The following is a 13,487-nucleotide window of genomic DNA, read 5'->3' on the forward strand; positions in this document are numbered from 1 at the left end:
CTAAGGGCCCGGATAGAAAAGGCGCTTAAAACGCGGCTATTGCAAGGTCTCTTTGAGCGCTGCAGGCAAGGAAAAAGCCAGTACATCAATCCCTTCATCCGCCAGATCTTCGGCCTCCTGCAGGCTGGCCTGACCGCGAATACTGCGGCTCTCGGAGTCACCGTAATGCATGCTGCGGGCTTCATCGGCGAAGCGTTCGCCTACATCCTCGGTATTCGCCAAAACTTCCCGCAAAGCTTTGAGAAAAACCGCCTGTGCAGCCGTACTGGGCTTGAGCGCATCAGTCGGCTCAGACCCAGAAGCCACTAATTGATTTTCAGGGATAGTCTCTCGCGACGATGACGGCGCAGCCGTTGCGCCTAAATTAAGCCGAGGTGCACTGGGCAACTTAACAATGCTGGTATCAGCGCACAAAGGGCAAGCCACTAAGGAGCGGGATAACTGAGACTGAAAGTCTTCCTCAGACGCAAACCAGCCTTCAAATGAATGACGTTGACCGCACTGAAGATTGAGAACTTTCATAAGCCATTATCACGGAGACAAAAGCCGGATGAAAACATCCCTGAACTCTGAATAGGTAAAGCCAGACGAGCAAGTTTGGCGCAGAGCGATCAAGCCGGCTGCTGCCAATCCAGCGACCACGCACCCGACAATACATTTTGCAGCCACAGCATGCCAGTCAGCGTTTTAGCGTCGGTCACGCTGCCATCCGCACACCAAGCTAACAATTGCTGCGGGCTGGCACTAAAGACGTCGAGAAATTCTCCAGCATCTAACTTACGCTTACCCAGAGACAGCCCGCGGGCAAACCAAATATCTATGAACTCAGTGGAATAAGAAATCACAGGATGCAGCACACCGGCTCTGGCCCACTCTTTGGCGCTGTATCCGGTTTCTTCCAGCAACTCACGCCGAGCACAATCCAGGGCAGCCTCGCCGGCATCTAACTTGCCAGCAGGAAACTCAATCATCACCTTGCGCATGGGATGACGAAACTGGCGCTCTAGCACCACCTGACCATCATCGAGCAAAGCTACCACCATCACCGCACCCGGATGAATAATGTATTCACGCATGGCTTGCGTGCCATCGGGCAGTAGCACCGTGTCACGCAGTGCATGTAAAAAACCACCACGCAAAATTTGCTCTGAAGCCAGCGTAATTTCGCGAAGGTGGTCGTCTTTCATGCTCTTAATCCAGCTGATTTATTGATGATGCTTAAACAGATAGCGATAAATAAAACCGGGAAAAGCAAACGTCACAAACAGCGTGCCGGTGATCGCGTAGAACTCCCAGCCCTGCGGTGCGATCTGACCTAAACGCTGCTCCAACAAAAGCCCTAAGCTGCCTGCCACAAAGTAAAACACGACTAGTTCGGCAAAACGAGTCGCCAAGTTTTTAGGCGACTTTAATGCGATCACTAAAAACAAACGCCGCGACAGAAATGGCAGGTTGGCGGCGAGTAGTGCAAAAAGAACAGTAATCCAGACCGATACGTTTTGGGTCATGGATTAATCAGACGCCGAGAGATGTGACTATGCTTTTGATGGCCTGTGAGCAAAGCGTCATCAAGCCGCCCGGCATCACACCCAAAATTAGCAGCAGCGCGCCATTCACCGACAACACAATAGCCGCATCTTTGGGCGCCGTGATTGGCGTATTGTTAGGCGCACGCGGTGCATCGAAATACATAACCTTGATAACCCGCAGATAGTAAAAAGCACCCACCAGCGACATCATGACGGCAAACAAAGCCAGCACAAGATAACTGGTTTTACCCGAAGAAATCAGCGCTTGCAGCACTGATAGCTTGGCATAAAACCCAAGCAGCGGCGGCAAGCCAGCCAGTGAAAACATGGCCATAGCCATCACGCCAGCATAAAGCGGGCTGCGTTGATTCAGACCAGCCAAATCGGAGATTTCTTCAGACTCATGTCCAGCGCGGGTTAGTAGCAACACCACACCGAAAGCGGCCAAGGTGGTGAGCACGTAGCTAATCGCATAAAACATTGATGCGCTATAAGCCATTTCAGTATTGAACTCATTGCCATTGACCACACCAGACATCATGCCGAGAAGCAAAAAGCCCATTTGTGAAATGGTGGAATAAGCCAGCATACGTTTGAGATTAGTCTGCGCGACAGCGGCTAAATTACCGACTAGCAAAGAGCCTATGGCCATGATGGCCAACATCTGTTGCCAGTCAATTGCCAGAGGCAACATGCCCTCCACCAAAAGTCGCATCACGATAGCAAAAGCCGCTAATTGTGGGGCGCCACCTATGAGCAGAGTAATCGCCGTTGGCGAGCCTTGATAAACGTCAGGCAGCCACATATGAAACGGCACAGCACCTAACTTAAACGCCAAACCAGAAACCACAAACACCAAGCCAAAAACCAGCACTTGATGCTTGACCTGACCGCTGGCAATTGAGTTGAACACTTCGTTGACGTCGAGCGAACCAGTTGCGCCATAAATCATGGACAAACCGTAGAGCAAGAAACCAGAAGCCAGCGCACCGAGCACAAAATACTTCATCGCAGCTTCAGTGGCCGTCGCATTGTCGCGGCGCAGCGCAACCAAGGCATAGCTCGAGAGTGTCATGAGCTCTAAACCCATGTAGATGACCAAAAAGTTATGGCCAGAAATCATCACGAAAATGCCCAACAGCGCGAACAAGCCAAGCGTGAAGAATTCTCCCCCGCGCAGCATGTCGCGGTCAGCCGCATAAGGTCGGCCGTAAATCATGGTGACCATCATCGCAATGCTGGCAAAACATTTAAGCCATGCACCCATGGGATCACTGACCACCATGTTGCCAAAACCGTAAATGGTCAGACCGCTGACTGCATAAGCTGCCTCAAGGGCTGCCACAACCGCTAAGGTGAGCAAGGTCAAAACGTGGGTTAGGTTGCGCCGTGGGCTGGTCACGCCCAAGTCAACGAGCAAAATCACGCAGGCCATGACCAGCAGGACGATCTCAGGGAAGACCGTTATCCAGGATAGTTTGTCAATCATCTGTCTTCTAGCTTTAGTTCAGTTTGGATAAGGCGACATGGCGGAGCAAGTCAGCCACCGAGCTGTTCATCACATCGGTAAAAGGTTTGGGATAAAGACCCATATACATCACCGCAAATGCCAACAGGCCAAGCATGAAAAATTCACGCGCATTGATGTCTTTGAGTTTTTTAACCGTGTCGTTTGTGACCGGGCCAAGGTAGACGCGCTTATACATCCACAGCGTGTAAGCCGCACCGAAAATCAATGCTGAAGCCGCCGCCATGCCAATCCAGAAGTTGAACTGCACCGCGCCCAAAATCACCATCCATTCGCCAACAAAACCGGCTGTAGCAGGCAGCCCGCAATTAGCCATTGCAAACAACAAAGCGAAAGCGGCAAACTTTGGCATAGTGTTAACAACGCCGCCGTAGCTGGAAATTTCACGTGAGTGCGCTTGGTCATACAACACGCCAATGCACAAAAACATAGCGGCTGAAACAAAACCGTGGCCAATCATTTGCACAATACCGCCGGCCAAACCCACATCATTAAAGATGAAGAAACCTAGCGTCACAAAACCCATGTGCGCAATCGATGAATAAGCCACTAGCTTTTTCATATCCGTCTGCACCAGCGCCACAACGCCCACATAAATCACAGCAATGAGGGAAAGCGCAATCATCAGCCAAGCCCATTCATGCGCAGCGTCAGGCGCTATGGGCAGCGAAAAACGTAAAAAGCCGTAAGCACCGAGCTTGAGCATGATGGCCGCCAGCACAGCAGAGCCGGCTGTTGGCGCTTCGACGTGCACATCAGGCAACCACGTGTGGACTGGCCACATCGGCACCTTGACGGCAAAGGCTGCAAGAAAAGCGAAAAACAACAGCGTCTGAATCGTGCCGCCAAGTTTGAGTTGGTGCCAGGTGAGAATATCGAAACTGCCGCCGGATTTGTTGTAGAGAAATATCAACGCCACCAGCATCAGCAAAGAGCCGAGCAAGGTGTAGAGGAAAAACTTAAACGCCGCGTAAATCTTGTTCGGTCCACCCCAGATGCCGATGATTAAATACATCGGGATCAAGGTCGCTTCAAAGAAAACATAAAACAGCAAACCGTCGAGCGCGCTGAAAACACCAATCATCAAACCACTCAGTATCAGGAACGATGCCATGTACTGATTCACGCGGTGAGTAATCGACTCCCAACTGGCGATGATGACGACCACATTGATAAAAGCCGTCAGCAACACAAACCACAGCGAAATGCCATCCACACCGAGGTGGTAGTTAACATTAAAGCGCTGTATCCAACTCTCCAACTCAACAAACTGCATCGCCGATGTACCTAGCTTAAAGCCGGTATACAAAGGAATTGTCACGAGAAAACTCAAGGTGGCGCCTATCAGCGCGATCCAGCGCACACTGCGCGCTTGGTCATCACGACCGAGCGCCAGCAGCACCACGCCAAAAATAATTGGCATCCAAATGGCAAGGCTCAACAAACCCATCTTCATTCCTTATTCTTATTGATGAAACGCTAATGGCCGAGGCCTAGCGATTGAGCCAGACAAAGTAAGTCATCAGCACAAATACGCCAATGATCATGCCGAACGCGTAGTGGTAGATAAAGCCAGTCTGGATACGGCGCACCCAACTAGAAATCTTTGCGACCAGTTTCCACGAACCGTTCACCACAATGCCGTCGATCAATTTAACGTCGCCTACTTGCCACAAGGTTTGACCCAGCATGCGCGTGCCGCGTGACAAAACGTTTTCGTTAAACCAGTCGAGATAGTATTTATTCTCTAGCAGTATGTAGATAGGCATAAAAGTACGTTTGATCGCCGCCGGTACAGCCGGATTGATCAAATACATATACCAAGCCGATACCACGCCAGCCATGGCTAACCAGAAAGGCGCGGTCGACAAACCGTGAAGCGCCATTTGCGCTGGGCCGTGGAAAGCTGAAGCAAGCTCTTCCATCACCGGATGCCGCACTTCATCGACAAAAATCGCACCTTTAAAGAAGTCGCTGTAGAGCATGGCATCGATAGCGATGTAGCCAATAACAACTGAAGGTATAGCTAACAAAATCAGCGGCAATGTGACTACCCATGGGGACTCGTGCGGTTTAGCAGCAGCGTGGCCGTGGTCATCGTGCTTGGCATGGACATCAGGCTTAGCATGCGCGTCAGCATGATCGTCGTGATGCGCATCGGGATTAAGCGCGTAACGCTCCTTGCCGTGGAAGACCAAAAAGTAAAGCCGGAACGAATAAAACGCAGTGATAAAAACACCGGCGAGCACCGAGAAGTAGGCAAAACCAGAGCCATATAAATGGCTTTCAGCAACCGCTTCAATAATGCTGTCCTTAGAGTAAAAGCCAGCGAAAAACGGTGTGCCTATCAAGGCTAAAGATCCAATCAAGGAAGTGATCCAAGTAATCGGCATGTACTTGCGCACATTACCCATCCAGCGGATGTCTTGGTTGTGATGCATGCCCATGATGACGGATCCGGCAGCAAGAAACAGCAAGGCTTTAAAGAAAGCGTGGGTCATCAAATGGAATACGGCAACCGAGTAAGCCGAAGCACCAAGTGCCACGGTCATATAGCCAAGCTGAGACAAGGTTGAGTAAGCAACAACCCGTTTAATATCGTTTTGAATAATGCCCAAAAAGCCCATGAAGAGCGCAGTAATAGCGCCAATAATCATGATAAAACTCAGCGCTGTGTCACTGAGTTCAAACAGCGGCGACATACGCGCCACCATGAAAATACCAGCGGTCACCATGGTCGCTGCGTGAATCAAAGCAGAAATTGGCGTTGGGCCTTCCATCGAATCAGGCAACCAAACATGCAGTGGAAACTGCGCTGATTTACCCATCGCACCGATGAAAAGACAAATACAAATAACCGTCACCAACATCCAGCTAGTGCCCGGCAAAGTAAGCAAAGCCAACTCATCAGCTTTGGCAAAAAGTTCAGAGTAGCTCAGCGTGCCGGCATAGGCGGCGAGCAAACCAATGCCCAAAATAAAACCAAAGTCGCCCACGCGGTTGACCAAAAAGGCTTTCATATTGGCAAATATCGCGGTCGGTTTATTGAAGTAAAAACCGATCAATAAATAAGACACCAAGCCCACGGCTTCCCAGCCGAAAAACAGTTGCAGCAAGTTGTTGCTCATGACCAGCATCAACATGGAAAAAGTGAACAAAGAGATATAGCCGAAGAAACGGTTGTAGCCTTTGTCTTCCTCCATATAGCCAATCGTGTAGATATGCACCATCAATGAGACAAACGTCACGACGCACATCATCATTGCAGTCAGACCGTCGACTAAAAAGCCGACTTCCATCTTCAGGTTGCCCACCACCATCCAGGTGTAAAGCGTCTCATTAAAATGTGCGCCATCCATGGCCACACTTTTCAGCGTCAAAGCCGAAAGAACAAAAGACAGAAAGACGCAAAGAATGGTCACGCTGTGAGAGGCACGGCGACCTATGACGTTGCCGCCAAAAGTGGTGCCAAAAACACCGGCAATAATTGCGCCGGCCAGCGGCGCAAGCGCCACCACCAGTAAGGTGGATGCGGAAAGGGTTTGACTCATTTTGTAATTAACCCTGCAGCGTGTTGAGTTCGTCTACGTTGATGCTGGCCTTGTTACGGAACAGCAGCACGAGAATGGCCAGACCGATAGCGGATTCGGCAGCGGCGACAGTCAATATGAAAAAGACAAAAATCTGACCAGCCATATCGTTAAGGTAATACGAGAAAGCCACGAAGTTCATATTCACCGCCAGCAGCATCAATTCGATGGCCATGAGCAAAACAATAAGGTTTTTGCGGTTGAGAAAAATCCCAATCACTGAGAGCGCAAAAAGCATAGCGCCCAACGATAAAAAATGTCCCAGAGTCAGCGTCATGCCGTCTTCTCCCCATCGGTATTTGCTTGAGCCGCTTGCGGGCTGGCTGAATTAATTTTGACCAAGCTGACTCGGTCTTTGGCCTTAACCCTGACCTGCTCGGCCGGATTCGACGATTTGGAATCCTTGCGTTCCCGCATGGTCAAAGCGATCGCCGCAATTATCGCCACCAAAAGTATCACAGCAGCAATTTCTAGCGGATATAGGTAGGATGAGTAGAGAACTTTGCCCAATTCTTTGGTGTTAGAAACTTGCGCACCTATGTCACCAGCAGCGACTGCGGAGGCAAGCTTTGGTGGCTCACGAAAACCACCCATCAGCACATAAGACATTTCCAGTGCAATGATGGCGCCTACAGAACCCGCAAGCGGAAAATGCTTCCAAAAACCTTTACGCACGCCGTCGAGATTGATGTCCAACATCATCACAACGAACAGGAAAAGCACCATCACCGCGCCGACATAAACCAACACCAAAGCGATGGCTAAAAATTCTGCTTTTAGCAAAATCCAAATAGCGGCAGCTTGGAAAAAGGCCAACACTAAAAAGAGTGCGGCATGCACGGGATTACGCGCCGTGATGACCTTGAACGCCGCGAACAACATCACGGTGGCAAAGACATAAAAAAGGGCTGTTCTAGCGTCCATATTATTTTGGATTCTTTCTGGGAACTGTCGGCAATATACGGGTCAAGGAAAACGCAAGGCTTTAGGCTTAGCGAAACTTAGCGTCAGCTGCGCGATTCGCAGCGATTTCAGTTTCGTAACGGTCCCCGACGGCGAGCAACATGTCTTTGGTGAAATACAAGTCACCGCGTTTTTCGCCGTGGTATTCGAAAATATGCGTTTCAACAATCGAGTCAACCGGGCAACTCTCTTCGCAAAAACCGCAAAAAATACATTTCGTCAAATCAATGTCGTAGCGCGATGTGCGGCGACTGCCGTCTTCACGCACATCGGACTCAATCGTGATCGCCATGGCGGGGCAGACGGCTTCACAGAGTTTGCAAGCAATGCAACGCTCTTCACCATTTTCATAACGGCGCAGCGCATGCAGTCCACGAAAACGCGGACTTTGCGGTGTTTTCTCTTCAGGAAACTGCACCGTGATCTTGCGCTTAAACATGTATTTACCGGTCAGGGCCATGCCCTTGAACAACTCGGTGAGCATAAAACTGCTGACGAAATCCTTGACGGAAGCTACTGCGGTCATGACGGTGTCCTGCTTGAACGCTTGAAGAAAAACCGCGAACCATCAGTTGGCCGCGAAGAATGTAGAGCTTGAAAAATCACGCTCATTTCCAGATGTTGTAAGAGGTCTGCATCCATGCACCGACCACAACCAGCCATACCAGTGTGACGGGGATGAAGATCTTCCAGCCCAAACGCATGATCTGGTCATAGCGAAAGCGTGGGAAAGTTGCACGTACCCAGAGGAAGGTAGTCACAACCATAAAGGTTTTTAGACCCAACCAAATCCAGCCCGGTATGAAGGCAAGAAACTCAAACGGTGGCAACCAGCCGCCCAAAAAGAGCAACACGGCAAGAATCGCGACCAGCCACATATTGGCGTATTCGGCGAGGAAAAACATCGCGAACGCCATGCCGGAATACTCGACCATGTGACCGGCGACAATTTCTGACTCGCCTTCGACCACGTCGAATGGGTGGCGATTAGTTTCAGCCAAACTAGAGATGAAAAAAACCACAAAAATAGGCAGCAATGGCAACCAATTCCAAGAGAAAATCCCCATCCCACTGGTAGCCGCCATGCCTTTGCCTTGGCTCATCACAATGTCGGTCATATTCAAACTACCCGACACCATCAGCACAATCACCAAGCAAAAGCCCATGGCAATTTCGTAACTCACCATTTGCGCAGAAGCGCGCATAGCACCCAAAAACGCATACTTAGAATTGGATGCCCAGCCCGCAATGATCACGCCATAAACTTCTAGCGAAGTTATCGCCATCAAAAATAGTAAGCCCGCATTGATATTGGCTAAAGCCACATCAGGTCCAAAAGGAATCACTGCCCACGCCGCAAGCGCCGGCATGATGGTCATGATGGGACCTAATACAAACAAGCCTTTGCTGGCGGCTGTTGGAATAATGATTTCCTTAGTCAGCAGCTTTAATGCATCCGCAATGGGTTGTAGCAAACCAAACGGACCAACGCGGTTAGGGCCCATACGAATTTGGGTAAAACCAATCGCCTTGCGCTCCCATAAAGTGAGGTAGGCAACTGCACCCATCAGGGGCAACAGCACGCAGACAATCTTGATCAATGTCCAAAGCACAGGCCAGACAGTTGTTGGCCAGATACCGCCCATTAGGCCCTGACCAAAAGCGTGGAAAGCATCAATCATGCGGCTACTCCAGCGCTAGGGTTCTTGGACTGTAATGCAGACTGAACTTGCAGCAGCGCTTTTTGTGCATCTGTTGTGAGTTGCAAAGAAGTTGAGCGCCTAACCATGGAGTCAAGCTGATAAATACTGGCGACCGCCGGAACCGTGGGTGCAGCACCCAAAGCACTAGGGGCCAAAACAGGGCTGTCTAGCGTGATGCTGGCAAGGGTTCCGTTACCCAATCGCTCAGCCGCGATATGCGTGTCATTTGCACCCGGAATTTGCGCCAGCACATCGGCGGCGGTTTCGTATGCGAAGCCGGGTAATTCCAGCAAATTAGCCAAGACGCGAAGCACTTTCCAGCCGGGACGCGTGTCACCCAAAGGCTTGGTGACTGCGTGAAAGCTTTGCAGTCTGCCTTCAGCATTGACAAAGGTTCCCGGTGTTTCTGTAAAAGGCGAAATCGGCAGCAACACATCGCTAAAACTCATATTGGCTTTAAACGGGCTGAGTGTCACCACCATTTGCGCCTGATTAATACCCGCCAATGATTGCGCAGGATTGGCCGAATCAAAAGCCGGTTCATTACCAAAAAGCAGCACCGCCTTGAGCTGACCGTCTAGCATTTGAGCGGCATTCAGACCTTCACCATTTGGCATAGCGCCTGCAAGCTGGGCACCCACTGTATTAGCCGCTTCGCTTAGGTAACCAATGCCGGCACCAGTCTGCACTGCAATCCAATTGGCCAGTGCCAACAAGCTTGAGGCGTTGACATGGTGAGCGGCTGCATTACCTAACAAAATAGCCTTGCGTTCACCACCAATTAGGGAGGCAGCAATCGATTTAGCTGTCACGCCAGCAGCACCTTCTAAACTAACAGCGACCGGCGCAGCAATGCCTTTTTCCAGCGCAATCGCGGCCGCCACCTCGGCTAAAGCTTTGGCCCAGTCAGACGCAGGTGCGGTGATGCGATTGGCAAGAGGCATGGCCCAAGCGTCGGCATCAAACAATTCAAGATCAGAATTAATGCTGTTGACATTGCCGCCCTTGCGCACGGCTTGACGAATACGTTGAGCAAACAGCGGATGGTCTTTGCGCAAATTAGAACCAACAACCAGCACACGCTGCAAATTCGACAGCGAGGCAATACTCATCCCCAGCCAACGAATAGCTGAGTGTTGTGAAAAATCAGCATTACGCAAGCGGTAATCAATGTTGTCGCTACCCAAGCCGCGTACCAGACTGCCGGCAAGAAATAACTCTTCAAGCGTGCTGTGCGGACTGGCCAACACACCAATGCTTTGAGCGCCGTGGTCAGCTTTGATTTGTTTTAAACCATTGGCAACGTACTCAAGCGCAGTTTGCCAGTCAACCGACTTCCAAATACCACCCTGCTTAATCATGGGCGTCATCAAACGCTCGTCGCTGTTCAAGGACTCATAAGAAAAACGGTCGCGGTCAGCAATCCAGCACTCATTGACATCTTCGTTCTCTAAAGGCAAGACCCGCATCACGCGGTTGGACTTAACCTGAACAATCAAATTAGCGCCGGTCGAGTCATGTGGGCTGACAGACTTGCGACGCGACAATTCCCACGTGCGGGCGCTGTAGCGAAAAGGCTTGCTGGTCAGCGCGCCCACCGGACAAATATCAATCATGTTGCCAGACAGTTCTGAGTCCACCGTCATGCCAACAAAGGTTTCTATCTCTGCGTGTTCGCCGCGGTGCGACATACCGAGTTCCATCACGCCGGCAACTTCTTGGCCAAAACGAACGCAGCGGGTGCAATGAATACAGCGACTCATCTCTTGCATAGAAACCAGCGGACCTATGTCTTTGACGGCGACCATGCGCTTTTCTTCTTCGTAGCGCGAAGACCCAGAGCCATAACCCACAGCCAAATCTTGCAACTGGCACTCGCCACCTTGATCGCAAATTGGACAGTCAAGCGGGTGATTAATCAGCAAAAACTCCATCACACCCTTTTGGGCTTTGATGGCTTTGTCGTTTTTAGTGTGCACGACCATGCCTTGAGAGACTGGCGTCGCGCAAGCCGGCATAGGCTTTGGTGCTTTTTCAATATCCACCAAGCACATACGGCAGTTAGCCGCAATGCTGAGCTTTTTGTGATAACAAAAATGCGGGATGTAGGTACCCGCTTTTTCAGCTGCATTCATCACCGTGCTACCTGCCGGCACTTCGACCTTTTGGCCGTCCAGTTCTATCTCAACCATATTGCTATTCTCTTTTCATGCTCAGGCAGTTGCTGGCGAAGTGGCACCGGACGCGGCCGGATTTTGCGAAATCATGGCTTCAAACTCATGGCGGAAATGCTTAATCATGGCGCGCACCGGCATGGCCGAAGCGTCACCGAGTGCGCAAATTGTACGGCCCTGAATGTTGTCCGCGACTGAGTTGAGTAAATCCAAATCAGTAGACCTACCCTTGCCAGTATGAATCCGTTCAACCACGCGCCACAACCAGCCCGTGCCTTCACGGCAAGGTGTGCATTGGCCGCAAGATTCATGCATATAAAAATAAGACAAACGTTTAAGACTCTCGACCATACAGCGACTGTCATCGAGCACGATGACAGCGCCGGAACCCAGCATAGAGCCGGCCTTGGCAATCGAGTCGTAGTCCATCGTGCAGTCCATCATGATGGCCGCAGGCAACACAGGCGAAGACGATCCACCAGGAATCACAGCCTTTAAAGTGCGTCCTTTTCGAACGCCACCAGCGAGCTCTAATAATTTGGAAAACGGTGTGCCCATTGGCACTTCGTAGTTGCCCGGCAATTCAACATCGCCAGACACCGAGTAAATCTTGGTGCCACCGTTGTTAGGCTTGCCGCACTCGAGATAAGCCGTGCCGCCGTTGCGAATTAGCCAAGGCACTGCAGCGAAGGTTTCGGTGTTGTTAATCGTGGTCGGCTTGCCGTACAGACCAAAGCTAGCGGGGAAAGGCGGCTTAAAGCGCGGCTGACCTTTTTTACCTTCTAGCGACTCTAAAAGCGCAGTTTCCTCGCCGCAAATGTAAGCGCCAAAACCGTGTGCAGCGTGGAGTTCAAAACTGAACGTACTGCCCATGATTTTCTCGCCCAACATACCGGCAGCGCGGGCTTCTTCTAAGGCTTCTTCGAAACGCAAATAAGTAGCAAAAATCTCGCCGTGAATATAGTTGTAACCTACAGAAATACCCATGGCAAAAGCGGCGATAGCCATGCCTTCAATCACGCTGTGCGGATTGAACTGCATGATGTCGCGGTCTTTGCAAGTGCCCGGCTCGCCTTCGTCTGAATTACAGACTAAGTATTTTTGTCCGGGAAACTGGCGCGGCATAAAACTCCACTTCAGTCCGGTCGGGAAACCCGCACCACCACGGCCACGCAGACCGCCAGCCTTGACCTCAGCAATGACTTGATCTTGGGTCATGCCGCCTTGGCCGTCAGTCCCCAAAATTTTACGCAGCGCCTGATAACCGCCGCGCGATTCATAGTCTTTTAAGCGCCAGTTTTTACCGTCCAAATCTGCCAGAATTTGTGGACTGATGTGACGGCCGTGAAAACAGCTTTGAACACCAGTGGCAGAGAATTCAGCCAGCACTTGTTGTGCGGCGCGGTTTGTGGTTTTAGTGTCGATTGTCATGCTGCATTTGCCTCGGCAGATATCAAGCCATCTATCAATTGGTCGAGCTTTTCGTTGCTCATAAAACTGCACATGTTCAAATCATTGACCAGCAGAACCGGTGAATCAGCACAAGCGCCTAAACACTCCGATTGCTGTAACGTGAACATGCCGTCTTCTGTGGTGCCGCCCATGTGAATACCTAAGCGCTGTTCAAGATGCGCCAGAGCAATTGCGCCATCGCGCAACTGGCAAGGCAAATTGGTGCAGACGTTCAGCTTATATTTACCAACTGGGCGTTGGTTGTACATGTTGTAGAAGGTAGTGACTTCATGCACTGCAATCGGCGTCATGGCCAAATAATCAGCCACTGCAATTTCGTTGTCAGCACTGACAAAGCCGCATTCTTCTTGCACTATGGTCAAGCAAGCCATCACCGCGGATTGCTTTTGATCGGTTGGGTATTTAGCCACTTCGCGGGCAAACCGAGTGAGAGCTTGCGCGGATAACGCAGCTGCTTTGAGCGTATTTTTTTCAAGCGTCATATTTCAATCTTCTTGTAATATTTTGGGAATACTTTTTAAAAAATA

13 protein-coding genes are annotated in these 13,487 nt (G+C 50.7%); all 13 read right to left on the reverse strand.

Annotated features, from left to right (window positions below):
- Positions 1-36 precede the first annotated feature (36 nt).
- Positions 37-522, reverse strand: a complete 486-nt coding sequence (locus HC248_RS11425) for a DUF1178 family protein (RefSeq protein WP_168922581.1) — start codon at positions 520-522, stop codon at positions 37-39.
- 89 nt (positions 523-611) lie between these two features.
- Positions 612-1,187 (reverse strand): NUDIX domain-containing protein, encoded by a 576-nt coding sequence (locus HC248_RS11430; protein WP_168922582.1) that lies wholly within the window; start codon positions 1,185-1,187, stop codon positions 612-614.
- Positions 1,188-1,205: 18 nt separating this feature from the next.
- Positions 1,206-1,508, reverse strand: a complete 303-nt coding sequence (locus tag HC248_RS11435) for a DUF2818 family protein (protein ID WP_168922583.1) — start codon at positions 1,506-1,508, stop codon at positions 1,206-1,208.
- A 7-nt stretch (positions 1,509-1,515) separates the two neighbouring features.
- On the reverse strand, positions 1,516-3,018 hold the full coding sequence (gene nuoN, locus HC248_RS11440; RefSeq protein WP_168922584.1) for an NADH-quinone oxidoreductase subunit NuoN: 1,503 nt from the start codon (positions 3,016-3,018) through the stop codon (positions 1,516-1,518).
- A gap of 13 nt (positions 3,019-3,031) precedes the next feature.
- The gene (locus HC248_RS11445; RefSeq protein ID WP_168922585.1) at positions 3,032-4,507 is read right to left on the reverse strand and encodes an NADH-quinone oxidoreductase subunit M; all 1,476 of its coding nucleotides are present in this window, start codon (positions 4,505-4,507) and stop codon (positions 3,032-3,034) included.
- Between the two features lie 43 nt (positions 4,508-4,550).
- A complete protein-coding gene (gene nuoL, locus HC248_RS11450) occupies positions 4,551-6,608 on the reverse strand; it encodes an NADH-quinone oxidoreductase subunit L (protein ID WP_168922586.1) in 2,058 nt (685 codons plus the stop codon).
- Between the two features lie 7 nt (positions 6,609-6,615).
- A complete protein-coding gene (nuoK, locus tag HC248_RS11455) occupies positions 6,616-6,924 on the reverse strand; it encodes an NADH-quinone oxidoreductase subunit NuoK (protein ID WP_168922587.1) in 309 nt (102 codons plus the stop codon).
- Positions 6,921-7,571 carry an NADH-quinone oxidoreductase subunit J gene (locus HC248_RS11460; RefSeq protein ID WP_168922588.1) on the reverse strand — a complete coding sequence of 217 codons (651 nt, stop codon included), beginning with the start codon at positions 7,569-7,571 and terminating at the stop codon, positions 6,921-6,923. The genes nuoK and HC248_RS11460 overlap by 4 nt, the downstream gene beginning before the upstream one ends.
- A gap of 67 nt (positions 7,572-7,638) precedes the next feature.
- The gene (gene nuoI / locus HC248_RS11465; protein WP_168922589.1) at positions 7,639-8,136 is read right to left on the reverse strand and encodes an NADH-quinone oxidoreductase subunit NuoI; all 498 of its coding nucleotides are present in this window, start codon (positions 8,134-8,136) and stop codon (positions 7,639-7,641) included.
- A gap of 82 nt (positions 8,137-8,218) precedes the next feature.
- Positions 8,219-9,292: an NADH-quinone oxidoreductase subunit NuoH gene (gene nuoH / locus HC248_RS11470; protein ID WP_168922590.1), complete on the reverse strand. Its 1,074-nt coding sequence runs from the start codon at positions 9,290-9,292 to the stop codon at positions 8,219-8,221.
- Positions 9,289-11,505, reverse strand: a complete 2,217-nt coding sequence (gene nuoG / locus HC248_RS11475) for an NADH-quinone oxidoreductase subunit NuoG (protein WP_168922591.1) — start codon at positions 11,503-11,505, stop codon at positions 9,289-9,291. Before nuoG ends, nuoH begins: the two co-directional genes overlap by 4 nt.
- Before the next feature lie 21 nt (positions 11,506-11,526).
- Complete coding sequence (gene nuoF, locus HC248_RS11480) at positions 11,527-12,918, reverse strand: NADH-quinone oxidoreductase subunit NuoF (protein WP_168922592.1); 1,392 nt, start codon at positions 12,916-12,918, stop codon at positions 11,527-11,529.
- Positions 12,915-13,442 carry an NADH-quinone oxidoreductase subunit NuoE gene (gene nuoE / locus HC248_RS11485; RefSeq protein WP_168922593.1) on the reverse strand — a complete coding sequence of 176 codons (528 nt, stop codon included), beginning with the start codon at positions 13,440-13,442 and terminating at the stop codon, positions 12,915-12,917. Before nuoE ends, nuoF begins: the two co-directional genes overlap by 4 nt.
- Between the last annotated feature and the right edge of the window lie 45 nt (positions 13,443-13,487).

It is taken from the genome of Polaromonas vacuolata, from assembly GCF_012584515.1.
GTDB classification, from domain to species: domain Bacteria; phylum Pseudomonadota; class Gammaproteobacteria; order Burkholderiales; family Burkholderiaceae_C; genus Polaromonas; species Polaromonas vacuolata.

Coding starts and splice junctions, on each gene's coding strand:
- HC248_RS11425 (WP_168922581.1), bottom strand. CDS start 522: ATGAAAGTTCTCAATCTTCAGTGCGGTCAACGTCATTCATTTGAAGGC.
- HC248_RS11430 (WP_168922582.1), bottom strand. CDS start 1,187: ATGAAAGACGACCACCTTCGCGAAATTACGCTGGCTTCAGAGCAAATT.
- HC248_RS11435 (WP_168922583.1), bottom strand. CDS start 1,508: ATGACCCAAAACGTATCGGTCTGGATTACTGTTCTTTTTGCACTACTC.
- nuoN (WP_168922584.1), bottom strand. CDS start 3,018: ATGATTGACAAACTATCCTGGATAACGGTCTTCCCTGAGATCGTCCTG.
- HC248_RS11445 (WP_168922585.1), bottom strand. CDS start 4,507: ATGGGTTTGTTGAGCCTTGCCATTTGGATGCCAATTATTTTTGGCGTG.
- nuoL (WP_168922586.1), bottom strand. CDS start 6,608: ATGAGTCAAACCCTTTCCGCATCCACCTTACTGGTGGTGGCGCTTGCG.
- nuoK (WP_168922587.1), bottom strand. CDS start 6,924: ATGACGCTGACTCTGGGACATTTTTTATCGTTGGGCGCTATGCTTTTT.
- HC248_RS11460 (WP_168922588.1), bottom strand. CDS start 7,571: ATGGACGCTAGAACAGCCCTTTTTTATGTCTTTGCCACCGTGATGTTG.
- nuoI (WP_168922589.1), bottom strand. CDS start 8,136: ATGACCGCAGTAGCTTCCGTCAAGGATTTCGTCAGCAGTTTTATGCTC.
- nuoH (WP_168922590.1), bottom strand. CDS start 9,292: ATGATTGATGCTTTCCACGCTTTTGGTCAGGGCCTAATGGGCGGTATC.
- nuoG (WP_168922591.1), bottom strand. CDS start 11,505: ATGGTTGAGATAGAACTGGACGGCCAAAAGGTCGAAGTGCCGGCAGGT.
- nuoF (WP_168922592.1), bottom strand. CDS start 12,918: ATGACAATCGACACTAAAACCACAAACCGCGCCGCACAACAAGTGCTG.
- nuoE (WP_168922593.1), bottom strand. CDS start 13,442: ATGACGCTTGAAAAAAATACGCTCAAAGCAGCTGCGTTATCCGCGCAA.